At 68.2% G+C, this 26,297-nt stretch carries 21 protein-coding genes, 1 tRNA gene and 1 pseudogene; 12 read left to right on the top strand and 11 right to left on the bottom strand.

What is annotated here, in order from left to right; genetic code table 11:
* Positions 1–48: 48 nt before the first annotated feature.
* Positions 49–981: a helix-turn-helix transcriptional regulator gene (locus tag HNR20_RS03955; RefSeq protein WP_184176544.1), complete on the bottom strand. Its 933-nt coding sequence runs from the start codon at positions 979–981 to the stop codon at positions 49–51.
* Between the two features lie 132 nt (positions 982–1,113).
* Between HNR20_RS03955 and HNR20_RS03960 the strand changes: the two genes are divergently transcribed.
* Positions 1,114–2,019, top strand: coding sequence for an oxidoreductase (locus tag HNR20_RS03960; RefSeq protein ID WP_184176546.1), 906 nt, complete (start codon positions 1,114–1,116; stop codon positions 2,017–2,019).
* A 684-nt stretch (positions 2,020–2,703) separates the two neighbouring features.
* On the opposite strand, the gene HNR20_RS03965 is transcribed toward HNR20_RS03960, so the two are convergent.
* The gene (locus HNR20_RS03965) at positions 2,704–3,201 is read right to left on the bottom strand and encodes an LURP-one-related/scramblase family protein (RefSeq protein WP_184176549.1); all 498 of its coding nucleotides are present in this window, start codon (positions 3,199–3,201) and stop codon (positions 2,704–2,706) included.
* A 95-nt stretch (positions 3,202–3,296) separates the two neighbouring features.
* Between HNR20_RS03965 and HNR20_RS03970 the strand changes: the two genes are divergently transcribed.
* The gene (locus tag HNR20_RS03970; RefSeq protein WP_184176551.1) at positions 3,297–3,704 is read left to right on the top strand and encodes a hypothetical protein; all 408 of its coding nucleotides are present in this window, start codon (positions 3,297–3,299) and stop codon (positions 3,702–3,704) included.
* 87 nt (positions 3,705–3,791) lie between these two features.
* Here the strand turns inward: HNR20_RS03970 and HNR20_RS03975 are convergent, their stop codons facing one another.
* Both HNR20_RS03975 and HNR20_RS03980 read right to left on the bottom strand, forming a co-directional pair.
* Positions 3,792–4,214 (bottom strand): NUDIX hydrolase, encoded by a 423-nt coding sequence (locus HNR20_RS03975; RefSeq protein ID WP_184176553.1) that lies wholly within the window; start codon positions 4,212–4,214, stop codon positions 3,792–3,794.
* A gap of 69 nt (positions 4,215–4,283) precedes the next feature.
* On the bottom strand, positions 4,284–5,276 hold the full coding sequence (locus HNR20_RS03980) for a hypothetical protein (RefSeq protein ID WP_373291053.1): 993 nt from the start codon (positions 5,274–5,276) through the stop codon (positions 4,284–4,286).
* A 1,795-nt stretch (positions 5,277–7,071) separates the two neighbouring features.
* Between HNR20_RS03980 and HNR20_RS03985 the strand changes: the two genes are divergently transcribed.
* The 3 genes from HNR20_RS03985 to HNR20_RS03995 all read left to right on the top strand — a co-directional run bounded on the left by HNR20_RS03985 (position 7,072) and on the right by HNR20_RS03995 (position 9,290).
* On the top strand, positions 7,072–7,581 hold the full coding sequence (locus HNR20_RS03985; protein ID WP_229687162.1) for a hypothetical protein: 510 nt from the start codon (positions 7,072–7,074) through the stop codon (positions 7,579–7,581).
* Positions 7,582–7,726: 145 nt separating this feature from the next.
* Positions 7,727–8,911 (top strand): HEAT repeat domain-containing protein, encoded by a 1,185-nt coding sequence (locus HNR20_RS03990; RefSeq protein WP_184176557.1) that lies wholly within the window; start codon positions 7,727–7,729, stop codon positions 8,909–8,911.
* A gap of 136 nt (positions 8,912–9,047) precedes the next feature.
* A complete protein-coding gene (locus tag HNR20_RS03995; protein WP_229687163.1) occupies positions 9,048–9,290 on the top strand; it encodes an AEC family transporter in 243 nt (80 codons plus the stop codon).
* A 187-nt stretch (positions 9,291–9,477) separates the two neighbouring features.
* Here HNR20_RS03995 and HNR20_RS04000 read toward each other — a convergent pair whose 3' ends face one another.
* A complete protein-coding gene (locus tag HNR20_RS04000) occupies positions 9,478–9,936 on the bottom strand; it encodes a DUF6924 domain-containing protein (protein ID WP_184176559.1) in 459 nt (152 codons plus the stop codon).
* Between the two features lie 418 nt (positions 9,937–10,354).
* Between HNR20_RS04000 and HNR20_RS04005 the strand changes: the two genes are divergently transcribed.
* Positions 10,355–10,555 carry a hypothetical protein gene (locus HNR20_RS04005; protein WP_184176561.1) on the top strand — a complete coding sequence of 67 codons (201 nt, stop codon included), beginning with the start codon at positions 10,355–10,357 and terminating at the stop codon, positions 10,553–10,555.
* Positions 10,556–11,049: 494 nt separating this feature from the next.
* Positions 11,050–11,546: pseudogene (locus tag HNR20_RS32615) on the top strand (hypothetical protein).
* A 979-nt stretch (positions 11,547–12,525) separates the two neighbouring features.
* Here the strand turns inward: HNR20_RS32615 and HNR20_RS04015 are convergent.
* The gene (locus HNR20_RS04015) at positions 12,526–12,777 is read right to left on the bottom strand and encodes a hypothetical protein (protein ID WP_184176563.1); all 252 of its coding nucleotides are present in this window, start codon (positions 12,775–12,777) and stop codon (positions 12,526–12,528) included.
* 208 nt (positions 12,778–12,985) lie between these two features.
* Here HNR20_RS04015 and HNR20_RS04020 point away from each other — a divergent pair, with 208 nt between their 5' ends.
* Complete coding sequence (locus tag HNR20_RS04020; RefSeq protein ID WP_184176565.1) at positions 12,986–13,348, top strand: cyclic-phosphate processing receiver domain-containing protein; 363 nt, start codon at positions 12,986–12,988, stop codon at positions 13,346–13,348.
* A gap of 695 nt (positions 13,349–14,043) precedes the next feature.
* Here HNR20_RS04020 and HNR20_RS04025 read toward each other — a convergent pair.
* The 3 genes from HNR20_RS04025 to HNR20_RS04035 all read right to left on the bottom strand — a co-directional run bounded on the left by HNR20_RS04025 (position 14,044) and on the right by HNR20_RS04035 (position 18,211).
* Positions 14,044–15,012 (bottom strand): hypothetical protein, encoded by a 969-nt coding sequence (locus tag HNR20_RS04025; protein ID WP_184176567.1) that lies wholly within the window; start codon positions 15,010–15,012, stop codon positions 14,044–14,046.
* A 494-nt stretch (positions 15,013–15,506) separates the two neighbouring features.
* Complete coding sequence (locus tag HNR20_RS04030) at positions 15,507–16,544, bottom strand: DUF808 domain-containing protein (RefSeq protein WP_184176569.1); 1,038 nt, start codon at positions 16,542–16,544, stop codon at positions 15,507–15,509.
* A 782-nt stretch (positions 16,545–17,326) separates the two neighbouring features.
* Positions 17,327–18,211: a hypothetical protein gene (locus HNR20_RS04035; RefSeq protein ID WP_184176571.1), complete on the bottom strand. Its 885-nt coding sequence runs from the start codon at positions 18,209–18,211 to the stop codon at positions 17,327–17,329.
* Positions 18,212–18,779: 568 nt separating this feature from the next.
* On the opposite strand from HNR20_RS04035, the gene HNR20_RS04040 reads away from it, so the two are divergent.
* Complete coding sequence (locus tag HNR20_RS04040) at positions 18,780–19,541, top strand: SDR family NAD(P)-dependent oxidoreductase (protein WP_184176573.1); 762 nt, start codon at positions 18,780–18,782, stop codon at positions 19,539–19,541.
* A gap of 48 nt (positions 19,542–19,589) precedes the next feature.
* Here the strand turns inward: HNR20_RS04040 and HNR20_RS32120 are convergent, their stop codons facing one another.
* A complete protein-coding gene (locus HNR20_RS32120) occupies positions 19,590–19,952 on the bottom strand; it encodes a hypothetical protein (protein WP_229687165.1) in 363 nt (120 codons plus the stop codon).
* Positions 19,953–20,054: 102 nt separating this feature from the next.
* Between HNR20_RS32120 and HNR20_RS04050 the strand changes: the two genes are divergently transcribed.
* Positions 20,055–20,474, top strand: a complete 420-nt coding sequence (locus HNR20_RS04050) for a hypothetical protein (protein ID WP_184176575.1) — start codon at positions 20,055–20,057, stop codon at positions 20,472–20,474.
* On the opposite strand, the gene HNR20_RS04055 is transcribed toward HNR20_RS04050, so the two are convergent.
* Positions 20,456–20,539, bottom strand: a tRNA-Leu gene (locus HNR20_RS04055). The genes HNR20_RS04050 and HNR20_RS04055 overlap by 19 nt on opposite strands.
* Positions 20,540–20,771: 232 nt before the next feature.
* Here HNR20_RS04055 and HNR20_RS32620 point away from each other — a divergent pair.
* Positions 20,772–23,471 (top strand): tetratricopeptide repeat protein, encoded by a 2,700-nt coding sequence (locus tag HNR20_RS32620; protein ID WP_184176577.1) that lies wholly within the window; start codon positions 20,772–20,774, stop codon positions 23,469–23,471.
* Between the two features lie 176 nt (positions 23,472–23,647).
* Positions 23,648–26,275 (top strand): fibronectin type III domain-containing protein, encoded by a 2,628-nt coding sequence (locus tag HNR20_RS04065; protein ID WP_229687166.1) that lies wholly within the window; start codon positions 23,648–23,650, stop codon positions 26,273–26,275.
* The last annotated feature ends 22 nt before the right edge of the window (positions 26,276–26,297 follow it).

A 26,297-nucleotide genomic window follows, 5' to 3' on the forward strand; every position in this document is an offset into this window, starting at 1 on the left:
AGCTGGGCCCGGACGCTTGGAGACGGTGCGCACCTCTCGACATCTGGTTCAGCGGTGGTGGGATTGCCTCTCGGACAGTTTTCCCACGGAGGCGTCTTTCTGGGAGGGGTGCTTGTTGGCGAGTGCTGAGCGGGTCGCGTGCAATGACGCCAGGAGTTGCAGCCGGTCCGCGTCGGCGCTGCCCGGCTCGGCGGTGAAGACGAGCATGACGGAGCCGGGATTTCCCGGCAGGGGGTAGGTGTCCCAGTCCAGGACGATGTCGCCTACCCCGGGAATCCGGAAGGTCTTGGTACCGCTGACCGATTCGCGTACGTCGTGCTGGGCCCACAGCCGCCGGAACTGAGCGCTGCGGATGCTCAGCTCGCCAACGATCGCGGTGGCGCGTGGGTGGGTGGGGTCGGTGGCGACGGCGGCACGCATCATGCCGATGTAGTCGAGGGCCTGCCGCTCCCAGTCCGGGCAGCTACGCTCGCCGGTCAGCGTGTCATCGAACAGCAACAGGAGCATGTTGAGCCGGTCGGCCTGGTAGCCGTCCGGGTCGCCGAGCAGCGCCTGCGCCATCGGGTTCCAGTCGAGCAGGTCGAGATGCCGGCCGAGTATGACCGCAGGAGTGTCCATCACCCGCAGCAGGCGCCGTGTGCTCTCCGGCACCCGCTCCGGATCGCGGTCCACCCGGGCGGGCATCGACCGGCGGGCGGCGTGGGCCAGGGTGAACAGGTGCCGGCGTTCCTTGTCGTCGAGGCCGAGAGCGCCTGCAAGCGCGTCCAGGACGTCGTCGGACGGGCGTACCTCCCGGCCTTGCTCGATCCGCTGGTAGTAGTCAGTGCTCAGCCCGGCCAGCAGGGCCAGTTCCTCGCGCCGCAGGCCGGTGACCTTGCGCCGGCCGCCCGGCTCCAGGCCGACGTCGTGCGGACGCAACCGACTACGCCGAGCGCGTAGAAAGTCGCCCAGCTCACGAGCATACGGATGAAGGCTGTCCATGCCGCAAGTGTGCAGCGGCACGGACCGCCGAAGGTAGGCCCCTCAGACCTAGGCAACCGAGAATGACGGAACCCATCGGGATCGCTCCTAACGTCGATGGGGCCAGTGCACCGACACCTCCAGGAGCAGCAGATGACCGGATGGACCACCGACCACATCCCCGACCAGCACGGTCGGGTCGCCGTCGTGACCGGCGCGAACTCGGGCCTCGGCCTGGTCACCGCCACCGAACTGGCCAGCCACGGCGCCCACGTCGTGCTCGCCGTTCGCCACGCTCCCGCCGGCGAGGACGCCGCCCGCCGCATCGGTGGCGACGTCGAGGTACGCGAGCTGGACCTGGCCTCCCTCGCCTCCGTGCGGACCTTCGCGGCGAAGCTGGCCGGCGACCACCCGACGATCGACCTGCTGGTCAACAACGCCGGCGTGGTGCTGCTTGGCCCACGTCGCACCTCCGCCGACGGATTCGAGCTGCACCTCGCCACCAACATGCTGGGCCACTTCGTACTGACCGGTTTGCTGCTCGGCAACCTGGCCGCGGCGCGGGAAGCCCGCGTCGTCAGTCTCAGCTCGATCACCCACAAGAACGCGCACCTGGACTTCAACGACCTGATGTTCGAACACGACTATCGGGCAGCCACCGCCTACGGCCGGTCCAAGCTCGCCACCACAATCTTCGGCATCGAACTGGACCGCCGCCTGCGCGCCGCCGGAACGCCGATCGTCAGCGCCCTGGCCCACCCCGGTCTCACCCGCACCAACCTGACTCCGCGTGCCTGGGAACACCGTGGCCGATTCGGGCGACTGATCGCGTCGGCCGGTCTGCTGGCAACCCAGCCGGTGGCGCAGGGCGCGCTGCCGCAATTGCGCGCTGCGACCGAGCCCGGTGTGCGGGGTGGCCAGTTCTTCGGCCCGTCCGGGCTCTGGGAGACGCGAGGCAGAGTCACCGAGGCCCGGCTCAGCCAGGAGGCCGCCGACCCGGCCGTCGGCACACGGCTATGGGAGGCAGCCGCGGACCTGACCGGCATCAACTACCTCTGACCTACCACGGTCACCGGCTGGCCGGCGGCAATCCGCAGCGTCGCTATCAGCCGCCGCACCTGCCTTCGCGCGGCTGCCAGCCACCCGAGGTCTATCGACAGCTCGGACTCCGACTCACCTACCAGACCGAAACGCAAACGGTGCGCGCTGCAGTGGATCTCAGCGCACACCGTAGGATAAAGATCTGTGTCCGAGGGGCGACACGAACCATTCCCCCACCGCCAATGACACTCAGCGCGACTCTGAAACTCGCGCAAGCCTAGCTGCGGTGGTGACCCCATCTTCGGGCGCGCCGAAGAGGGGGTCAGGGCGTTGCCGGTGGGATCGGCGTCCCAATTCTTGGAGGATATGCCGCTTCGAAGTTCGGCGTCCAGAGTGCCGGGCGGCGCTAGCCGTCTTGTGAGCTGCAAAAGCCCCGTCCGATGCCACCGTCAAGGGCCAAGTCTCACGGCTGTTGGTCAAGCTGGGCAGCAGCAACCGCACCGGAGCCGCCCTGCTGCCCCACCAAGCCGGCCTCGCCCCACGCTGAAGCCCCACAGCATGTCTGGTGACTCCGGCTCTTGTCCGTTAAGCAGGTGCGCCGATGATGCCCCATGAAAGGATCAGCGATCCGCCGCCGGTGAACGAGTTAGACCCTCCCGGCCATGAGCCCGCCCGCGAGCAATGCGGCTGCCGCCCAGGGGGTCAGTCCTCGTCGCCCTTCTTCTTGTCGCGGTCCATGGCCAGGTCGAGCGCGAGGACGCTGCCGATAATGAGCAGCGGGTCGACGCCAGAAGTGACCTGCACGGCGTAGGTGTCCCGGATCGTCAGCCACCGCTTGGAGACCGCGGCCACCTCGGTGCCGTCACGTTCGATCACGTACTCGTGGTCGAACAGGTCACCCTTCATCTCCAGGTCGTCGGGCCCCGGCACGTCGATGGTGAACTTGTCGCGGAACGGCGTGAGCAGATTCTTGCGGACCTCTGCGGCCTTCTCGCCGCCGATCCGGATCTCGTACGTGGGACGCAGCGCCACCAGGTGCCGGTGCAGCGTGGCGACTTCATGGCCGGAGGCGTCCTCGATGACGACCTTGTTGCGGACGCTGAGCACCTTGCCGTCGACGTGGAAGACCTTGGTGCCGTGCTCGTCGAGCACGTCGAAGTCGTCGCCGATCGAGAAGAACCGCTCCTTGATGACAAACATGATTCGATTCTCCCCCACCACGCCCAGAAGTGCCGGCCGGCCGGTACCGCCGCCGTCGCCTCGGTCCGCTCTGCAGAAATGACACCGGAGACGCCATGAGTTGGGATGTTCTTATCTTCGACGCCCCGGCCGACGCCAGGTCGGTTGACCAGCTTCCGCAGGACTTCATTCCGCCGCCGTTGGGAGCCGGGCCGGATGTCAGGCGGTGGTTACGTGAAAACCTCCGGGACCTCGACCTCTCGGATCCTGCTTGGGGGCGCATGGTCGGCCCGACTTGGCACATCGAGCTCAACATCGGGTCGCATGACCCCGTTGATTCGATCATGTTGTACGTGCGTGGAGGCGGCGACGACGTTCTGGCCGTTATCGCGCGGATCGTCGCCACGGTCGGTGGTCGCGCTCTCGACATCTCGACCGGCGAGTTCCTGACCGGCGAACCCACTCAGACCGCTGGCTGGCACGGCTTCCAGCAGTACCGGGACCAGATTCTGCGCGGCAGCTGACGCCCGCAAGTCCGGCTGACGATGCGCCCGGTCAGATGTTCACGGTCACGACGGCGGTAACGCCTCGCGGCGCCCGGATCACGAGGATCAGTGCGTCTCGCCGGTGCCGTCGAGGTGGAGCGGCAGGACTGCGGCGGTCGTCACGGCCAGGTCGCGGTCGAGGACCTCATCCCGCGGGACGAACACCATCGCGCGGCCCTCGCCGACCACCACATCTTGTTGCCGAGCATCGGTCCGGCCGCGGAAAACGTGAACAGTCACCGTGTGCGGGAAGCCAGCCTCGTATGGGCGCGGGCCGCTCCACAACGCGCGTAACTCACCTGTCCTCAGGCCCGTCTCCTCCAACAACTCCCGGTGCGCCGCCTGTTCAGGCGTCTCGCCCGGCTCGACATGACCACCTGGCAGGCTCCACTGATTCGGAGAAGCCGAAGTTTGATCATCGCGATGCTGCAGGAGTACCGCCTCCGAGGAATCGACGAGAAGCACCAGCGCAACTTCATAGGTCGCCATGGCGAGATCGTCCCAGGCCCGCTGCCACCTAAGGGTGCAGCAGACCGACCCGGTGCCGGCTAGCTGCTGCTAGAACCGCGCGGGTCGCCAGGACGGTCCCGCGATCTTCGGCGGTTTGGTCAACGTGGGGATAATGGCGCGCCAGGTGGCGTGCCAGGCGCTGGGAGGAAGTGCCAAGGTGGCGCACACCTCGCCCGCCAACTCATCCGGGCTGCGGCCACGCCACGGGGTGTCGACGAAGACCTGGTAGTCACCACCGATCTGAAGGGCCACCCGAAACAGCTCCTGATCGCGGTAGTCGTTGGCGACCCAACTGGGTCTGAGGCCATAAGTGAGCAACCAATCGCGGTCCACGTCCGTCAGGACACGCCGTCCGGCCGCACGCTCAAACGTCTCCCACGAATGATCCGCGGCCACCCGTGCGACTTCCACGTCGTACTCCGCAGCTACGAACGACACGCCCCGCATCATGGGCACCTCAAGCGACCAGTCCCAATGCACCAGATCGCCATCCCGCGCGATGGTGACGTCAGTGGATCCACAGCCGTACACACCGCAGTCGCATCGGGCGATCGCAACGGTGCACGGCCGGGAGACCGCGACCAGACGATTAGTGGGAACAAGGACGTCGTACGGGTCCATCCCGAGACCCGCTCCGGCAGAGGTCATCTCCGTACCGTTGACCCAGACCTGCACCTGGAATCCGCCGCCTGCGCCGCCGGGCACCGGCGATACCTCCAGACGGAGAAAGTCGACTCCTGGCCGGCGGGTGACCCCTCCGCCTGGCGCAAGTGCGAAGCCCGGAGGAACAGTGCCCGGGTAGGGGATCTCAAGTTCCTCGAGCGACTTGGTCACGAGTTCGCCGACATCCCAGGACGAGTCATGCACCGAAGCGCCGGCGAGTTCGCGCAACGTCGGCGAGTCCAGCCCGTCGATCAGCGCCTGGCAAGCGGCATGGATCGTGTCCGCCAAGCCGTACCCGGTGTCGGGGTTCCAATGCGCCACAGCGTCATACAGGCGCTGCTCCGCGGACCCGCTGCCCTTCTCAGTCACGCCAACCATCATCCACAGCCCCTGAGAGGACCGCATCACGGTTTCACGTCTGCCGCCCTCGGGTCAGCCGCACGTCGGCGAGCCGCTCGTCACTCGGCCCGACGACCTAGGCCGCCAGTGCTGACGCCTTCGGGCCCGCCGAAGAGGTCACCGTTCAGGAAGCCCTGCTCAGAGGTTCCCAGTGGGATCCGGTTCTCAGCTCGCGGGATCCGTACCGACGCCACCGCGACGACAGCCAGAGCCGCGAATCGATGCGGACTGGCCTCGTGATCGGCACCGGCAGGCGCCAGTTCAACAGCCGGCACCAGCCAGTCGGGAGGCTGGAGGCTTGACCTCTTCGGTACCCACTGGGAGGTGACACCGCACCAACCGATCTCCATCACCGCAGGTCAAAACGCCTGGTCCCTGTCCGGCATCGGAGAGCACTTCGGACGCGGAGACCTCTTCGCCAACCTGCACCCAATCTGCTCTCAGATGCAAAGCCAGGCCAACCAACGGCTCCTTACAGCCTTGACCTGCGCACACTCCCCCGCCAGGCGACATAGAGGCTTGTCGACCGCTGCGCGAAACCGCAGAGCACTCCGCAGGAACCAGGACGCCGCACCAACTCTGACCTGCGGCAACGTGAAGCCGCAGGCAGGGGTGGGTGCGGTTGAGCGCCGTTCGACGCCGTCAGACGCAGTTCAAGGCTGTTCAGGGCATACCGCTGCTCCCAACCTGCTCCCCCAAACCGGGCTTCCACCGGGCCGCCGACCGCCGACCGGTCGTCAGCTGCCGGCCCAGTGCTGTGAATGGCACCAGCGCTGGCTCCCGGAGCCGCATCGGTCGATCCGACAGAGCACGCCCACGATCGCTGCGCCTTGTCAGCGGCAACCTGTTCCATTGAACTGCGACCGTGGTGTCAACGCCAGTCTTCATGCGGCGTCGACAACCGCGTGCAGGTGCGCCTCAAGGAATTTCTCGCCGGTCAGCCCAAGCGCGCTGCCGTCTGGGCCCAAGACGCCATGCTGTGGGCCGACCTGCACCTCCGTTGGACCACCACTGCAGACAGGCCTGCTGCGGTAGCCCTCGAACGAACCGTTCTGGACGCGTTGGCCGCAACACCGCTCTGGAACCGCGCGCGATAGCCCTCCCGATGTGTCGGCTCATCCACTACCGTCCGGGCTATGGCGGCCAGAGCGGCGGGAGCGTTTCGTCGGACGCCGATCGAGCGGTCAGACCAGCGGGTCGCATGGGACCGGACAGACCAGGCCTTCTTCGCTGCCGGAGCGTGTCACATCCTCGCTTGGGTCTGCCGGGATTCCTATCCAGACAGGTCCATCCAGATAGCCGGGGTGCGCCTCCCGGGCCAGCGGCAGGTCTTCCACACCTACGCGGCCTGGGACGGCTGGGCGTTCGACCACTCAGGGTGGAATCTTGAGCCTCAACTACTGGCGGTCAACACAAACTTCGAAGGCCAACCGCTAGAGCGCCTCAAGATCACAGATGGTCTCGCTGAATTCTGCCAGAAGCACCACCACCGCATGCCGAACCAGTACTGGCATGACCCGTGCCCCCGCGCCCGCGACTACATCGGCCGATACATCCCACCCTGGGCATAGCCCTCGGGCACTCGCACCGGCAACGCACACCTGCCGAGCGGGCACCGGCCGTTTACGCGCACGGTCAGCGGCAGACCCGCTCGCCGGTGAGAGCCGTTGCGCCGATGCTGCGGCGAGGTTGAATAATCCGCGGGTGGATGTTGCCGATCTGCTCGCTCGGGCTGCAGGCATTTGTCCCGGCTGATGTCGTCAACGAGGCCGGCGTGACGGTGGTGGACGTACGCGAGTACCTCGACCACGACGAGTGGGAGGTCGCGCTCGACCTCCTTGCCAACCTCGACACGGGTTGGCGACCGCCGACCCCTTGGTGGGATCTGCTGATCGACAGCGCCGAGCTGATGTGGCTCTCCGACGCGGCAGCGTGGTGCCGTTGGGGTCGGTGGGAGAGCCTCCACGGGATCGTCCGCGCGGAGTTGCGGCTCCTGTCGCCCACCGAAGGTGGCCGGCGAACACCGATCCCGGGCAAGGGCATTCTCCGACCGCTGTGGGACCTCGGCCGGCGTACGGCCGCGGGCGACCCCGATCTGCTCGTGGCACGCATCTGGGTGGAGTCCGCGCCAGCGTTGCCACCAGGCGCCACCGGGTCGGTCCGCCTGGGCCCACTGTCCCCAACCCTCTGGCGTCACCTGCAGCCGGGCATGACGATCACCATGCACGAGGGCCAGCCTGAGGTAGGGACGGCCACCATCATCGAGGCGTCGAATAGGCGCTGACATCAGCACGACCGAGGGCCGACTCAATCGGGTTGGGTGACACTGGAGCGCGCGTTGTCTGCGGCAGATCCGTGCATGAACCACAGACCCTGTTTGCCTGCATGCCGTTTTCCACCGCCGGGTGATCGCGTGGCAGGGTGACCGGATGATTGACAGCGGTGGGGCGTTGGAGGCTGTGGTCCGGCATGCCGTGGAGCTTGAGGACGATTACGACGACATCGCGCCAACCGTCGCGGCCCTGACGGCGTCCGGGGACACTGCCTTGGTGCCCCGGCTGCAGGAGGTACTGGACCGGTTCCTCGACGAGGGGAACTTCTACGGCCGGGACCTGATTGCCGGTGTCTTGGCTGGCATCGAAGGTGTGGCGGCGCTGCCATTGCTGCTACGCGCTTCGGCGCGCGATCTCGGGGACGACCAGGACAGTCTGCAGGCCGAGATCATCGAACTGCTGCACACAGAACGGGCGACCAGCCGGCGTGTGGTACGTAATCTCGCCACCGGTGATACGCCGGAGCTGCGCCGTGTGGGGCTGTGGGCGCTCGGGTTCGTGGTTGAAGCACAGGATGTCGACCTGCTGGCCGCGGCCGTGACCGACGCCGACCCGGAGATCAGATCCATGGCGGTCGGATCGATCCCTGACCCAGCCGGCGACGACCGGGCATTCGCCGCACTCGTCCTGGCGTTGCGCGACCTGAACGAGCAGGTACGGGTATCAGCGGTGAGCAGGCTTGGCTACACCGGCCGGGTTGACGCGGTCGCACCGCTCGTTGCCCTCGCGGCCGACCCGACACCGCGGGTACGGTCCATGGTCGCCTACGCACTCGGGCGACTCGGCAGTCACGAGGCGACCCCGGCCCTGCAACGGCTCCTCCACGACCCCGACCGGCACGTCCGCGAAAACGCTGCGGAAGCCCTCGGCTCAGTCGGAGGGCCAGCGGCGGTCGATACGCTACTGGCGCTGGCTGCCGACCAAGACCCACAACTGCGAGTCCAAGCCGCCAAAGCGCTGGCGAAGGCGGCTGACTCGGATCCCCGCGTGGCGCCGCAACTCACGATGCTGGCACGAGACGGCGAGGCCGCAGTACGAGCGGCGACCCTCAGCGGACTCGCCAGCGCCGAAGGCGGGCCATCACTCCGGGGGCGACTCCTGGTCGAATTGGCGGACGACCCAGACCCAATGGTCCGTCAGCGCGTCGCGGTCGTGGCACGACACCTCGCGCCCGACGCTGCCCCGGACATCCTCCACCGGTATACCCGCGACCCCGACCAGACCCTGCGCCAACTCGCCGCAACCGAACTGGGCCGACTAGCCAACCTCACCGCTCGCTGACCCGGCAGCCCACAGTCAGCAATCTGCTGGCGAGACTGTCGGGCGCCGCGGTTCCGGCCGCCCTGGTCGCGCTCGGCGCGTCGATGCACCGACGGCGCTGTCGCGGGCCGCGCCGGCCAAGCCGGCCGAGCTGGCCGTGATCACCGCGCTGAAGCTCGTCGCACAGCCGGTCATCGCGTACGCGGCCGGGCTGGCCTTGCACCTATCCGCGCCGCAGTTGCTCGCCGTGGTGGTGTGCGCGGGCCTGCCGACAGCGCAGAACACGTTCATCTTCGGCCAGGAGTACGGCGTCGGCGAGGCGGTGGCCAACCGCGCGGTCGTGGTGACCACGACGCTGTCGCTGGCCACCCTGGCCGCGGCCGCGGCGCTGCTCGGGTAGGTCCATCAGCCGACTCGTCCAGCAATATGGTCAGTCACGCCGACCATGGCGCTGGCCGGCCAGGTCTGCAGCCACGATCATCGCCTGATGATGCGGCGGGCAATCTCGATGCCGCACTGGCCGTGGGAGTGTACGGACGGCTAATGCGCCATGTCGGCGGCAGATGTTCGCATCAGGTTGCGTGTTACTAGAAGCCGCGGAAGATGCCTTCGGCGTTCGCATTGCCGGCAAACTCTTCCCAGTCCATGTTCGAAATCGTGAGGTTGTTCTGAACCGACCACGTCTCGGACGGCAGGACTCGGAACGTGGCACCGTACTGCGACCCCTTGCCCTGGTCCTCTAGATCTTCCACGTAGTCGTAGAGGTTGACCACCAGGATCGGCCGATCAGGGTGGGTCAGTGCCTTCGTGTCGACGAGGAAGGCAACGGCATGATTGAAATCCGCGGGCACCACCTCCAGGAGCTGCGACGGCGTGATCCCCTCGAACGCACGATCATCGACGAATGCAACGGAAGCGGTGAATCCGTCTTCTGTCTGCGGTTCAACGATCGCCGCCTGAATCGCTGTCCATTCCTGCGGATGGGCAAAATCGGTACGGATGACAAGGGAAACGTCGGAACTCTGGTGCCACATGCGCTCATCCACGCACGGGAGGATAGGCCACCGGCAGCATCGAACGCACTCTCATCGACATGAGCGGACGTCGCCCAAGTGACGGCCGGGAGCACCATGGCTGACATCTTCGGACCGCCGAAGAGGTCTCCAGACTGAAGGGCCTGGTCATGGCGTCGTCCGTGGGATCGGTGTCTCGGGTGACGGAACCACGGTGAACACCACGCCCAGCGAGCTACCGCGAAGAGCGACGCGCTGTTCCCGGCAAGCCGCACATCCCTCCAGATACGTGGCTACTGCTGACGGAACCGGTTCCGCGCGGCAGTGACCTCTTCCGGAAACGATCCGTCGTCGTCCACCGGTATTCGAGATGTGGCGACCTCGGTCGTCACTCAGTCTGTCACTCGCGGTGGCCGGCAGCCTCTCAGCGGGCTACGGCTACCCTCACGCCATGCAAGCCCTCTTGGTTGATCTGCTACCGATGACGCTGTGGCAACCTGCCAACCTCTACGCCGGAGGGCGACTGCACTTCTGCGTAGGTTGGAGTGACGAGCGGACCGTCGAGTGGCAGGGGCGTCAGATCCTGGCGGGGAAGCCCGGCGGCGCTGCACGGATCAATCAGCGCTACTTCCAGCCCAAGCAAGGTGACTAGGGCAGCGGCCGATGCTCAGCTTGCGAATCGCGTTGATCTACACGGGGCGTAGCGACATTCTGGGGGCAGGCGGCGCGCGGCGTGTCTGCATCGCTGATCGGGCGTCCCGCGCTGCCCCCATACTGACCGCTGCATCGGGCACGCTACGGGCACGGTCGTCTGACGTCGAGGAGGGTCGTCATGGCGTTGGTCAAGAAGGGTTCTCGGCTCATAACGGTTGACGGAGTCACCTACAGGTGGCGAGTGCGCGGCAGACCAACCTATGTCCAAGGGCTGTGTGAGCGACCGCTCGCTGTCGCTGTAGAACAAGTCGGTTGCAAGGGCAGGGTGCTGCTGGTCAGCATGCCTCAGGACCATCCAAGTAACTGGATTGGCGGGTCGGCCGTGCCCGTTCTCCCGTCGGCGGTCGCTGCGATTGTCCGCAAGGCATTGGCCGAGGGATGGCAAGCTACCCCGTCAGGCACAGCCTTCCTTATGACTGCGCCTGTGGGCTGATGACACGACGCTTCGGTGACCGGGCCACGTTTGCGGTGGAGATCGGCGAGGTCGAGCCGCACCAACTCCGCGTCGTCGACCTGTGGGCGGCTGGCAGGAGGCTGACCACCGAGGACAACTACGCCTTCCTCCCGTCCTTCATCCGCGTTATGCGGTCGAGCGCGGCGCAGGTGCGCCGACGCGACGTCAAGCCCTGTCCCTTCCCGGGCCGCACCGGACGAGTTCTTCCGGCTGCTCCACGCAGACGACACGGAGTTTCGGGAGCAGTCCTGGTTCATGCAGTGGGGCGAGACCGTCGACACCGTCTCCACGTGCGCCCACCTGGACGACGTTCTAGTGATCGTCTTCGCGATCTGGCGGCCGGACCATCCCTTTCCGGATGACCTAGGCAAGGTCTTCGTCGCCAGGATCCCCCCGGACGAGTTCGTGGCCACCGTCGAGGAAGCAGCCGATCTGCTGCACGTCGAGTTGGGTTAACGTCGAACTGCCCCGGTGACCGAACCGCCACCCGGTACGGCGTCAAACTCACCTTGACGGCTCGTTCGAGCGCCGGAACGCCTCGTCCCGCTAGGAGGCCGTGGTGGGGATGCGGCGCGCGCATCTCGTGCAGGCCCCCGCCTGCCGGCAACACCGGCCCGCGGGGTCGCGGGGTCGCAGAGGCTTCGGGGTCGAGCGCGGCCCATGACGCCCTTCGGGCTCACCGAAGAGCTCTCCAGCCTGAAGGGCCAGGTCAGAACGTTGCCCGTGGGATCGGCGTCTCGAATGACGGAACTACGGCGGACTCCAGCAGGCTCACCGGCCACGCTCCACATCGATCTGCAGCACGTCTGCAGACGTGGCCTTAGACGAACCGAGACGTCGGCCGGCGCCAGCCACCCCGAGCAGCAACGCCTGAGCACTTCGACCTCTACTGGGAGGTTACGCCGCACCGCTCGACCTCCACCACCCCAGGTCAAAGCGCCTCGTCTCCGCCCGGCACCGGTGAGCACTTCGGGCGCAGAGACCACTTCGCCAACCTGCACCCAATCTGCTCCCAGCTGCAAGGCCAGGCCAACCAACGACTCCTCACCGCCTTGACCTGCGCACACTCCCATGCCAGGCGACATAGAGCGCTGTCGACAGCTACGCAAAACCGCAGAGTACTCCGCGGGAAACAGGACGCCGCACCGACTCTGACCTGCGGCAACGTGGAGCCGCAGGCAGGGGTGGGTGCAGTTGAGCGCCGTTCGATCCTGTTGGACGCAGTTCAACGCCGTTCCGGGCACCCTGCTGCTCCCCGCCTGCTCCCCCGAAACCGGGCTCGCAGCGGGCTGCGAAGCGATCGTGCGCCGGCTTCCCAGTGCTTTGGCTGGCACCAGCGCTGACTCCCGCAGCCGCATCGGTCGATCGGGCAGCAGACTCACGGGCCTTGTCAGCGGCAGATGCACGCACCGTCTCGACAGCCCGGGCGTCGTTGTCGCTCACAGCAGCCGAGCCTAGCCGGGTAGCCGAGGGCCGAGCACCTTCTCAAGAGCAGATGCCAAGACGTGAACCAAGGGTTGGCCGCTGTCATCCGGCACCTGCTCCAACTCTTCCGCCAGCGCTTGAAAGAGCGTCTCCGGTGTCAAGGCAGTCCATAGCTGAGGACTGTCGTAGGCCGAATCACGCAGGTTCCACACAGCATCGACGAGCTGTTGCCTCGTCTCCGCCGCACCAAGCCTTCGCAGCCCGAGGGCTAGATCGTCCATCGGCCGATGGTAAAGGACGGTTCTCGCACCGATAGAGAATTCCGAACCGCCCTACCTCAGCGGCCTCAACGCGGCACGACCGGAGGCACCTGCGCCTGGACACGCCGCCGCTGGTAGTCACGAAGAGTGACGGGCACTCGGTGCCGACACGCACGGTCGGCGGCAAATCCAGATGTCGGATCCTGACGGTGGCAGGCATCATCATCGCGTGGATGCCCGCCGAACGATCGTCCTGATCGATGACCTCCGTTCGTTCGCGGATGGTCGCAGCGCCGAGGTGGCCCGCACCAGTGCCGCCGGAGTTGACCTCCTCGATCGGTACCGGTACCGGCGCCTGGACGAACTGTGGCTGGACCACGACCTCGGCGGGGACGACACGATCTGGCCGGTCGTGGAGGTCCTGGAACGGGCCGCCTTCGACAAGCGCCCCTTTGACGTCGGCGTCATCAACGTCCACTCCGCCAACCCGGGCGGCGCCGCAAAGATCGCCCAGGTCCTACGACACTGGGGGTATCCCGTCCGCGTCGCGTCGGGCGCCACGGATGTCGGCTATCTCGACGGCCCCGCGTGAGCTGATTGGCACGAACGCACCGCCCAAAGGCTGTCACACTCGGACGGCGCCAGATGAGCGCATGCGGGATCACTCGTGCACGCCTCTTCAGATGGCCGAGCCGGCCGGGTCACGGCAATGTTCAGGGTTGATCACCAGAATGGTGGACGCGTGGCTCGCCGCGAACACCCCGCAACCACGATTGGCGAGGAGAAACCCATCGACAGCTCCGACATCGTTGGCTGGCGCGACCGGAAGCGTCGACGTCTCAGCGGCCCGGCGGTCTAGCCCGATGATGCGTTCCGTTGCGGACCTACCCGGGTGAGGGTTGCCCCGCCCGCGGCGATGCCCAGGTCAGGGCGATCGCGTAGGAGCGGGTACAGCACGGGGGTCAGGTGAGGCCACCGGTACGCGGCCTCGACCAGGACGGTGACCGCGGTCGCGGTCCAGTCCGGCGGCTGCGGCCCGCCTGCGGTGAGCAGGCCGGTGCTCGCGGCAGGTGTCCAGTCGCGTTCCAGGCTGGTGACGCTCTTGTGGTCGTGGCCGGGGGTGGACAGAGCGATGAGGTCTTCGCCGAGTCGGTCGGGGTGCAGCGGTGCGAATACGGTGCGGGTATCGCCCGGCGGGTAGCAGGTGCTGTGACCGTCGATGAGCCGGTCCGCAGCCGTGGTGCTGCCCGAGCGGGCAGGTCAACCGCGGACGTGCAGGGGCCTGGGTTACAGGATGCGGGTTAGCTCGTGCATCGCGGCGAACTGCGTGTCCGGACGTGGTGGTGGCAGCCGCAGAAGGTCATCGGCGTCGCGGTCGCGCTGTTGGCTGCCCAGCACGATCTCGGCGCATTCGAGTGTCGGGTGCTCAACGAAGGGGACGACCGCGTCGACTGGCAGGTGCGGCGCTGCGACCAGAAGCTCCCGCAACTGCGGCGCCGCGGCAAGGCCCTGGAGGGCTGCCGGATGGCGGAGGTGACGCAACCCGAGGCAATCGGCCCGCGTCAGTAAGGTGCTGGAGCCGAAGTCCGGAAGCCGTTCGACGGTGAGCGTTTCCAGCCACAGCCACAGCAATGCCGGCAGGTGTGTCACCGGGGTGAGGTCGCTGAGCTTTCGAACCCGGCGCAGCGCCAGGTAGCGAAGTGTGGGGATCTGAGTGAGCCATTCGCTGTTCGTCAACGAGCCGAGGGTCAGCGCCAACGCCTGCAGGTTAGGCAGGGCAATAACGGGCAGGACGTTGTCGACGGGAAGCCGCCACAGCGACAGGTCCCGCAAGCCCGGGTTGGCGTGCAGCAGCTCGGGAAGACCACGCCGGTGCTCAACGATCCTCAGCCGGCGAAGCCGACGAAACTGGGCAACCGGAGCGAGGTCGAGAGGTCTGCGGGTCTCGCCGATGTCAAGGAACTCCACCTCAGCGCTCAACTGATCCAACGGGGTCAGGTCGGTCAGGTGCCACAGGCCCGCGACGCTGAAGCGGCGAACATGTGGAAACCAGCGCAGGAATCGCAGCGTCGCAAGGTCGCCGTCGAACCCGTAGACCCGTAGCAGGACCAGCGGATGGTCCCCCAGGAGCGCGGCCACCGACCGATATCCCGCTTCGGTGAGCGGCTCTTGGAACTGGACGACATCCGCATCTCCCAGCCGGGCGCGGAGCTGCGCGACGTCGACCGGACTCCGCACCTCCACGACACTGCCCATCCCCGGCATGATCCTCCACCACCTACCGCCCGCGGCAACCGGAGCAGGCTGGTGATCTGAGCCGTCGGTTGGCCACACGCGTAGCCGTAACGAAGTAGGCTGATGGCGTGTCTCGCCGGCGGTCTACTCAAAAGAGGACACGGAGGCGTTCGTGGGCAACTGCGGCCACCGCCGCAGCGTTGGCAATGACGGAAGCCTTGAAGGTTCTTGCTGGGTACTCTGACGTTCCGACTCCCGTGCAGGCCGCAATCCTGGGCGCAACCGCGATCTCTGTCGCCTCACTGGCGTTGATCATGACGCCGCCGACGACGTTGCCAAAGAAAAAAGCGGTGGCATGAGAATGTCATTCATCCCTTCCCGGTCATTGGGACCCACCCACCATTCGCGAGGTTAAACGGTGTCCTCTCGTCGGCATACCCGCGCAGCTCAGCCGGGTTAGGCGCGGTTCGGCACCAGAACGCCTGACTGCGTGGTCGAGTTGCGATGATTTGCGGTCATCCGCGCGGCGCTCGGTCCGCAGGAGCGTCGCGACGCTGAGCTGCACGGCTCGGCGGCGCGGGGATGATGCCGTCAGTACGAGTCGTGGTCGCCGCAGTCGCAGCCGCAGCCTTGGATTTGCGGCGGTGGAGCGTGAGAGTCATGACCAGCACGGCCAGCGCTCCGACGATCAGCCCGAGGATCGCGCTGGCCACCGTGTTGACGAGCCAGCCGACGAGCCAGCCGAGAACACCCGTGGCGTCGTGGGCGGCGACCTCCACGTCATGCACGGCCTCGTACAGGAAGTGCAGGTTCAGCTCGTTCATGCCTAGCAGCAGGATGTGCCCGCCCACCCACAGCATCGCCGCGGTGCCGACTACCGTCAGCACGGTGAGAACCACCGGCATCGCCCTCACCAGACCGCGGCCGAACGTGGCGACGGCGCCGGAACGTTGCGACAGGCGCAGCCCGGCGTCGTCCATCTTTACGATCAGGGCCACCACGCCGTACACCAGGACGGTTATGACGACGGCGACGACAGCCAGGATCGCCAGGCGGGACCAGAACGCCTCATCGATCACCTCGTTAAGGCTGATGACCATGATCTCCGCCGAGAGGATCAGGTCGGTTCGTACCGCCCCGGACACCAGTGTCGTCTCGTCCTGCACCTTCTCCTCGCCCGCGCCGTGGGCAGCGTGATGGGCGATCTTGGCCCACACCTTCTCCGCGCCTTCATAACAGAGGTAGGCGCCGCCGAGCATGAGGATCGGAGTGAGCAGCCAGGGAACGAACTGACTGAGCAGCAGCACCGCCGGCAGGATGATGAGGAACTTGTTGCGCAGCGACCCCAGGGCAATGCGCTTGATAATCGGCAGCTCGCGTTCGGCCGCCAGGCTCCGCACGTACTGCGGCGTGACGGCAGCATCGTCGACGACGACGCCCGCGGCCTTGGCGCCGGCCTTCGTGGCGGCCGCCCCGATGTCATCGATCGACGCGGCAGCGGCGCGAGCCAGCACCGCCACGTCATCCAGCAGGGCAACGAGTCCACTTGCCAAGGGACGGTCCTTCCAGGGTTACGCAGAGTCCGAACTGGCCCATTCTCGCTCAGGTCCCTGCGCGCGACACGCCACCGCCCGGTCATATCTCGGGCCGGAGCTCGAGGTGACCGGCTATCGCGCTCAGCCGACGACCCACCACCACCGCGCCCCGGCCCGCGCCAGCCATTCCGGAACGACACGCCTGACCACTTCGACCTCTACTGGGAGGTCACACCGCACCGCCTGATCGCATCGCCGCAGGTCAGAGCTCTCGTCTCTGTCCGCCATCGGTGAGCACTTCGGCCGCAGTGACCTCTTCGCCAACCTGCGCCCAATCCGCTCCCAGCTGCAAGGCCGGGCCAACCAACGGCTCCTTACCGCCCTGACCTGCGGACACTCCCCTGTCAGGCAACATAGATAGTTTTCGACTGCTGGGTAGAACCGCAGAGCACTCCGCGGGAACCAGGACGCTGCACCCTCTCTGAGCTGCGGCAACGTAGAGCCGCAGGCAGGGGTGGGTGCAGTTGAGCGCCGTTCGATGCCGTTGGACGCAGTTCAAGGCCGTTCAGGGCACCCCGCTGCTCCCAACCTGCTCCCCCAAATGGGCTCGTGCCGGACCGTTGGCCGATAATCGTCACCGTAAACGCACCGAGCATGCTCTCTGTCAGTGTGCTATGCGCGACTAGCCTACGGTTACTGGAGCCGCCTCCGTAACTGCCGGTGCTTAAGGACCCCTCGGCGCATCCATGGCCCTCCGACCCGAGGAAGACACAAGATACAAGCCGTGGCGCCGACTATTCTCAACAGTTGATCCAACGCGCTGGGCGCAGTCGGGAGCCGTTGATGGAGCCTACGACGAGACCGTTGTCGGCGATTCCCCAGCCGAAGGGGTCTCGGACACCGGGGATGGCGCCGCCTAGGGCGACGAGCCGGTCGCCGTGGTCGACGGCTCGGTCGCCGAGCACTGTGCCTCGACTGTTGACGTCCTGCGTTGATACCAGCGCCGGGTTCACGGCGGACGCCACGCCAGTCCGCAGGTCCCAGCGCACCAGGGTGCTGTCCCCGCCCTCACTGCCGGTGCCGATGCTACCGACTGCCCAGGTCCCCCGGGCCGCGGCGATCCCCGACCACCGGGCCCCGGGGGCGGTGAGCCGGTCGGTGCTTGCGTCGGGATGGCGTACCCAGCCGAAGCTGCCGGCGGTGCCGATGATGGTGCCGTCGTCGAGGATCTCCCTCGCGCTAGCGTAAAACGGGGCGTCGATCACCTCGACGGTGCCCGGCCGGTCGGCGGGCCAGAGCAGCGGCAGGGTCGACTCGGTCTGCTCAACGGCGCCCAGGCCAACGATGTCGCCGCGTGAGTTGATCCCCAGCGCAAGGGTGTTGGAGACAGTCGGCAGAACGGGTAACCAATCCAGGCGCCCGTTGCGGTAGCGCCAGGGGCGGTAGACGTTGCCGTCGAAGGCATTGCCGACGGCAACGCCGTACCGATTGATGTCCTCGACTTGCTGCGGCGCTCTTATGGTGACGACGGTGAGGCGGGGTTCGTCCCACACCCCCGGCCTGGGTCGGCGCGGCGTTCCGGCCCAGAGCAGCAGTAGCGGCTGCGAATCGGCGTCATCGGTTCGGTAGCCGATACCGGCGATGAACCGACCAGTCGGGTCGACCGTCAGAGCTCTACCGTTCATGTCCGCTGGTAAGGGCAGTGGTCGTAGCGCGCAGACCGGGACGGGCCGATGCTTCGGCTCGGCCATGGCAACGCCGGGCAGGCCCAGTGTTGCGGTGAGGGCGCCAGCGGTCAGACTGACCAAGAAGCCGTTCCGAACAGTCCGGGCCATCTCTACTCCCAATGACGTGCGGTGGTGGCGTGCTTACCGAAGCACGTCGATGTCACCATCGGAAGAGCTGCCTACGGCTAGGCGGCGCTGATTCCCGACACCGCACAGCCGCGCCGCTGCGGAAGCCGCCCTTGCATCAGGCTGTTGAGGTGATGAGTCCGCAGTGAGGGGATCGGCAGGCGCGCCCCGCCCTATTCGATCCTCGAGTAGGAGGACGTGTGCCCGCCCGAGTTGGCTGCGACCCACGCTATCGGCGGCATGAGCGGACGGGACGATAGTGTTCATCGAGAGACCCTCTCACTAGTCGATCTAGTGCGGCGCAGGCGACCGAGGGCGGTCGATCATGCTCGGTTGCGGTCTCGGCGCCCAAGCCGGGCCGAATTGCGGAAAATGGCGGCAACGGTCCGGAGGAATGGTGATGCGGCGGTTCGAGGGCAAGGTCGCGCTCGTCACGGCCGCGGCTCAGGGCATCGGGCAGGCCGTCGTCCGGCGGATCGCCGCCGAGGGCGGCGGGGTGGTCGTCACGGATCTGCAGCAGGACGCGGTGGCAGCGCTGGCCGACGAACTCGGCACTGAGCACGCGCTCGGGGTCAAGGTCGATGTCACCTCACGCGCCGACATCGACGCCGCGATCGCCGCGGCGGTCGGGCGTTTCGGCCGGCTCGACCTGGTGGTGAACAACGCGGGCGGCTGCATCATCACCTCGATGCCGGAGGACACCTCGGACGAAGACTGGCACCGTCAGCTCGACTTCACCCTGCTCAGCGCCGCCCGTTGCATCCAGGCGGCCATCCCGCACCTGGTGAAGACCCGTGGCAACGTCGTCACGATCAGCTCGGTCAACGGTATCTCCGCCTTCGGCAACGTGGAGTACGCCGCGGCGAAGGCCGGCCAGATCGCGATGTCTCAGAACTACGCCGCCCGGTACGGTCCGCTCGGTGTGCGCTTCAACGTTGTCGCCCCCGGCACCGTCCGGACACCCAATTGGGAGTCCCAGCCGGGCGCGCTGGAGAAGCTCAAGTTGATGTACCCGCTCGGCCGCGTCGGCGAGCCGGAAGACATTGCCGCGGCGGTCGCCTTCCTCGGCTCCGACGACGCTGCGTGGATCACCGGCCACACCCTGCCCGTCGAGGGTGGCGTGCTGACCGGCCCCAACCCGACCAACCTGAGGCCCACCTGACACCCTCCATCTCCGAGCATCCGCACATCGACATGAGCGGACGCTGACCTACCGCCTCCGGAGGGCATCGCTGACGGCTTCGGGCACGCCGAAGAGGTCACCAAGCAGAGCGGGGCGCTTGGGAACACGACTGGCTGTCGGGGCCTCTGCGTCGCTGTGCACGACGACGTCCAGGTCGTCCAACTCGGAGGCAACCTGTAGCGCCGCCTGCTCGATCTGCTGCTGCTGGATTCGCACCGACTGGACGGACGTGGCCAGGTCCCGCAGCCGGGCGAGGCCGGCGGCGTCCAGGGGCCGGGTCGCGCAGGGCGTCGAACGCCGCCACAATCTGCGTTCCCAACTGGCCCAGCGCGTCGAGGTCGAGCCCGTCCAGGCTCCCAGGAATACGCCCTGGTCAACGAGGTCGAACACCCCCGCAACGTCTACCTGCGCGAGGACGGCCTCACCGACCCGCTCGACGAGTGGCTGGCATCCGCGTTCACCCCGGACCACCTCGACCAAACGATCACCGCCATGTGCGACGCCCAACCAACGGACACAACGCCACAGACGGCCGCAGCGCAGGCCACGCTCGCGGCCTGTGACGCAAAGCTCGCCCAGTACCGGGCCGCCCTCGACGCCGGCGCAGATCCCGCACTAGTCACCGGTTGGATCACCCAAACCCAGGCCGAACGGACACGAGCCGAAGCCGATCTTCAAACGACCCAGCAGACAGAGCCACGCCGGATGAGCCGCTCCCAGATCGCCGACCTAGTCCGAGCGCTCGGCGACATCGTCGCCGAGCTGCGCGACGCCGACCCGGACGACAAAGCCGAGGTCTACCGGCAACTCGGACTCCGACTCACCTACCAGACCGAAACGCAAACGGTGCGCGCTGCAGTGGATCTCAGCGCACACCGTAGGGTAAATATCTGTGTCCGAGGGGGGACTTGAACCCCCACGCCCTATACGGGCACTAGCACCTCAAGCTAGCGCGTCTGCCATTCCGCCACCCGGACCTACACGTTCAGCCTACCTCGCCGACCCAGATGATCTTTCCATCCGATGTCGGCACGGCGGGCCGCACGGGGAGTTACTGTACACGCCGCCCGTGGATCATGCACATCGCCTTCCGGCACCCCTCACCCAGCGCTTCAGCCGCTGCTCAAACCGCCTCGCAGGCGCTCGTCGACACCACGCCGGGGCGTGTCCGGCTAGCGTTCGGCGCCCCTCTGACGGCAGCATTGCCACGTGTCCCATCCCTCCCCCCTGGCAGCCGCTCAGCACCGGGCCCTCGCCCTGCGCGCCGCGGGCGACCTCAGCGCCTCCCGGCAGCTGCTCGCGGAGGCCGTCGGATCCGCTCCCCCGCCGTACGGCGTCGACCACCCCGAGGTGCTGCACACCGCACACCTGCTGGCCCGGCTGCACCGCGAGGCGGACGATCCGCTCGCCGCCCGCCGTGTGCTGGAGGAGGCGTTCGCGGCGGGCGAGCGGCGCTGGGAGCATTCGGACCCGGTGATGCTCGCCCTCGCCTTCGAGCTCGGCGAGCTGGCGGAGGAGCTGGGCAACCGGCACGAGGCCCGCCGCAACTACACCCGCGTCGCCACCGCCGGGCCCGCCACGCTCGGGGAACACCACCCGGCGGTACGTGCGGCCCGCCACTATCTCGGGCAGCCCGCGCCAGCGCCGAACGAGCAGCACGGCCCGTCGTCGACGCCCGGTCCGGACCGGGCCGCCACGGCGACCGAGTCGGCCACCCGGTCGGCCCTGGCCGGCCCGACCTTGTCCATGGCGACCCTGGCCGCGATGCGGCCCTCCGCTGGCGGCCCGCCGGCCGCCACCTCACCGTGGGCTCCGCCGCAACCGCCGGCCACACCCCGAGCAACCCCTCCCGGAGTACGCGGACCCGCCGCGCCCAACAACATCAGCGCAGAGCCCGCTCCGGCTTTTCGGCTGACGCCCGCCCAGCCGGCACTCTCCTCGGTCACGCCGACGCCGACGCCGCCCGGCCCGCCGCCCGCCGAACCCAGGCCCGCGGTGCCGCCGCGTCAACGCGCCAACCACCAACCGCCGGGGACTGACCGGCCAGCAGCCGGCCAGCCACCCCAGCCGCGAGCCGAAGGCCGGCCACCCCAGCCGCGAGCCGAAAGCCAGCCACCGCCGTCGTCCGGTCAGCGGCCACCGCAGCGACCGCCGTCCGGGCCAGCCGTAGCGCCCCGTCAGCGCGTGGGCGACCAGGCGAACCACCCGCCGCTCGACGTGCGAAACCAGCCGTCCACCCCAGCCCCGGCGCCGACCGCCACCGCGCCAGCATCGGGGGTGCCGGCACCAGGCTGGGACAACCCCACGATCCAGGTACGACAGATCGAACCGCTACTCGCCGAGGAGGCTGCCCGAGCCGCAGCCGGACCGACCGGGGCGGGTGGACCGGTCGACGCATCCGGCGCCGAGGCGACGTCGCCGGGCTGGCAATCCTCCGCCAACAGTTATCCAGGGCCGGCGCATCCGGTGAGCGGAGCACCGACCCACCCGGTCAGCGCGCCACCCGGCCACCCGTACCCGGTCTCGGGACCACCGGCCCAGCCGTACCCGGTCTCCGGACCACCGGCCCAGCCGTACCCGGTCTCCGGACCACCCGTCCACCCGTACCCGGTCTCGGCACCACCCGCACAGCCGTACCCGGTCTCCGGTCCACCCGGCCAGCCGTACCCGGCCTCCGGGCCATCGGGCTACGGGCCACCCGTGTCCGCACCACCCGGGCACACCTATCCGGTGTCCGCCCCGCCCAGTTCCGGGCAACAAGTTTCCGCGCCGCCCTACGGACAACCCGTGTCCGCGCCTCCGGTGAGCGCGCCACCTGTACCGCCGTGGGGGATGACCGCGCCGCCGTGGAGCCTCAGCGCTCCACCACAACCCCTGCCGGCTCCCGGTGCCGACTCCGCTGAGCGATCTCCAGTGGACGCGGTTGACGCTGGCGTGGACGCTGAGCTGGGGCTGGGCAACGCCGACGCCGCAGTGGTGCCGACCCGGCAGGCCGGGGTCGCGCCGATCGATGAGACCGTGGTGTTCCCGTCCGTCCAGCTGGGCAGTGGCCCGAGCAGTGGCGACACCAGTTCGAGCCAGCCCATCACCGCACAGCCGAACCAGACGTCCGCACAGGCGAGACCTGTCGCGACACAGCCGAACCAGACACCTGCACAGCCGAGCCCGGTCGCGGCATCGGCCGCGCCGACTCCGGCCGCCTGGTCACCGGAGACCGGCGCCGGCCCGGCGGGGCCGTGGCCAACCGCCCCGCAATCGACGCCGCAGTACCACCAGGCCCAGTACCCGCCCCAGGGCCAGTACCCAGGCCAGGATCAGTACCCAACCCAGAATCAGTACCCGATCCAGCAGCAGTACCCGACCCAGGCGCCGTATCCGGGTCAGCAGTACCCCCCGGTGCAGGACGCGTACCGGCCGGCGTACGCCGATGAGGGCGGGTCGGCGGGCCGCAGCCGGGCGACGCTGATCGGCGCGTTGGTAGCTGCCGGGGTGGCCGTCGTGGCGGTGGCCGGCCTGGGCGCGGTGGTGTTGACCCGCGACGATTCGCCGCCCTCGGGGACTAGGCCGACGGCGGCGGGACCCGCGGCGGCCGGGCCCCCGCCCGGGGATCTGAAGCTGCGCGATGATCTGACCACGATCACGCTGACCTGGACGGACCCGTCCGGCGGCGCGGTGCCGTTCATGGTCGCCGCTGGTCGGGCCGGGCAGCCCCTGGGAGTGATGGCCACCGTGGATCCGGGCAAGACCAGTTACACGGTCAACGGGTTGAACTCGCGGGTGGATCACTGCTTCACGGTGTTGGCGGTCTACTCCACCGACAGCTTTGCGACCTCGGCACAGGTCTGTACGGCTCGGCAGCGCACCGTCCCGTCGAGCGGCGAGCCCTCGGCCCGACCGACGCCAAGCTGAGGCGAGTGGAGCTGAACCGAGCTGAGCTGGGCGTCCACACCGCACACTCTCGGTATCCACAGGGGTGACGGTGCGGGTTCCCCCGTCACCAGCAGCGCCATATGATGGCACCCGGCTCAGGGGAGGGGTCGCCGCGAGGCGCGCCACCTGCCACGACTCAGGGGAGGCAGCCGGCTGTGGCCAACATCGACGACGCCGTACGGACCGACGCCCCCCGCCCCCGGTCCCGGCTTCGGGGTGGGCTGGTAACTGTTGGCACGGTGGCCGCGCTGCTGGCCGCCATGGGGTTGACCGTCCTCGGGCTCGGCGCAGCCGACAACGCGGTGGCGAACTACGACGCGAGTTCCTGGCTCTGGAGCACGGCACGCAGCGAGCTGGCCCGGGTCAACGGGGTCACCGCCCGGGTGGACACCCGCACCGAGATTCCCAATGCCCGTCAGCACCCGATGCAGATCGCCCAGACCGACCGGCTGTTGATCCTGCGTGACCTGCAGACGGGGCAGATCAGCTCACTGGACCTGGCCACCCTGCAGCTCAGCGCGACCACCAAGACCACTCCTGGCCTGGGTGTGAGTGTCGCCCTGCACGAGGATTCGGCGTTCGTCGTCGACGCCGTGCAGGGCATCGTGCGGCAGCTCGACCCGCGGTCGCTGACCCCGGTCGGCGAGCCGGTGCGTTATCCCCCGGGCATCACCGGCGGCACCTTCGACGGTAAGGGTCGGCTCTGGATCGCGGTGCCCAGCGAGGGCACCGTCTCGGCGATCACCGCCGCCACGTTGCCGTCCGCGCCGGCCTCGGCCGCGCCCGCCGGAGCAGGGCTCAGCCCGAAGCGTGTCGAGGCGTACGACGTCGCCGAGGCCAGCCACGAGCTGGTGGTCTCCACCCTGGACGACGGTGTGGCGGTGCTCGACCGCACGGCTGGGAAGCTGGTGCGGGTGCAGCGGGGCGAGGTTCACCCGACGCCGTTGAAGCTGTCCGGTCCGGCGGCGCTGCCGGCGCGCACCAGCGGGCAGCGGATCCCGGTCACCGTGCCCGCCGAGCGGCGGGTGCTGGTGGTGGGTGACGGTGGTGAGGAGCGTGCGTTCACGGTGCCGGGCGAGGGCGACCGGCTCAGCCCGGCGGTGGCCTGGGCGGACCGGTTCTACTGCGCCGACGAGGCCACCGGCACGATCTACGCCTTCGACGCGGGCGGGCAGCTCGTCGAGACCATCCGCGGGCGGGCGAACGGGCCGTTGGAGCTGGAAGTACGGGAGAACCACCTGTTCATCAACTCCCCGGACGCGGCGACCGCTCGGGTGGTGGACGACAAGCACCAGGTGCGCGAGGTCAACAAGTACGCCAATGACGTGCTCGGCGGTGACCCGCCGCCGGTTGCCCCGCCGCCGCCTCCGCCGAAGAAGCCCCGGGTGGGCAAGCCGAGCGCGCCGCGCAGCGTCACCGCCGCCGCCGGCAACGCTCAGGCGCGGGTGAGCTGGCGGCCGGCCGCCGCCAACGGCGCCGAGATCATCAAGTACGTGGTGGAGGGCGCCGGTCAGCGCCTGGAGGTGGGTGCCAACCAGCGTGCGGTGGAGGTCAAGGGTCTGACCAACGGCGAGACGTACCGGTTCGCGGTGCACGCCGTCAACGCCAAGGGCGACGGTCCGTCGCGCAACAGCAACCCGGTGACCCCGACCGCCGCGGTGCCCGACCCGCCGGCCAGTGTCACCGCCCAGGAGCGGCCCGACGGCACGGTGCTGGTGAAGTGGCCGGCGGCGAACGGGCAGGGCAACAAGATCGCGAGGTACGCGGTCACGGCCAGTTCGGCGGGGGCGAACGCGCCGGCCGGCGAGTCGACGAAGACCGAGCTGGTGGTGCCCGCCGGTGAGTTGGAGTTCGGCACCCAGTACGCGTTCACCGTGGTGGCGGTCAACGACAAGGGCGCCGGGTCGGCGGCGTCGCCGGTCAGCAACACGGTGGTGCCCTTCGCGGCGCCCGGTCGGCCGCTCGACCTGAGCGCCGGCACGGTCGCCAACCAGCCGGGTGCGGTCACGGTGCAGTGGTCGCCGGCGGAGGCGAACGGCCGCCCGGTGACGAAGTACCTGGTGGACGTTGGCGGGCGCGTCAGCGAGGTGACCGACACCCGCACGACCGTCACCGGGCTGGGCAACGGCCAGAACGTCACGGTGAAGGTGAAGGCTGTCAACGAGGCGGGGCCGGGCCCGGAGGCAACCGCCACCGCGCGTACGGTCGCCGAACCTCGGGTCACGGTGACCGGCTCGTCGGCGACGGCCACCTCGGCGACGGTGACGTTCACCGTGGACGCCGGCGGAGGTCAGGCCACCTGCTCGGTGAGCACACCGGGTGAGCCGGCGAAGGCCGGGGCGTGCTCCAGCATCACCATGTCGGGCCTGGCGCCGGGCACGGCGTACACGCTCACGGTGACGGCCACCAACGCGGCCGGTAACGGCACGGCGACGAAGGCGCAGGAAACGCTTCCGCTGTACGGGATCGCGACCTGCAACAACGGGCCGGACGGCGACCAGCGGACCTACTGCAACGCCGAAGTCGACGGCCGTAACGGTAACGAGGTCTTCAGGGTTACGCGGCAGGACAACGACCAGCAGGCTGGTTGGGCGAGGCCCGGCACCCGGCTGATGGCGTACTGCAAGAAGGCCGGTGAGGACGTCGACTCCTGGATCTACAACAATCAGAAGCGCAGCACCTGGTGGGTGCAGGTCAACTTCGGGGGTGGCAAGAACTACATCCCTTGGGCCTGGCTCAACCTGGAGGGCGGCGACAACATCAACACCCTGCCCACCTGCTGAAACACCAGGCAAGGAGCACCAC

Origin of the sequence: Micromonospora parathelypteridis (genome assembly GCF_014201145.1) — a bacterium.
Classification (GTDB): domain Bacteria; phylum Actinomycetota; class Actinomycetes; order Mycobacteriales; family Micromonosporaceae; genus Micromonospora; species Micromonospora parathelypteridis.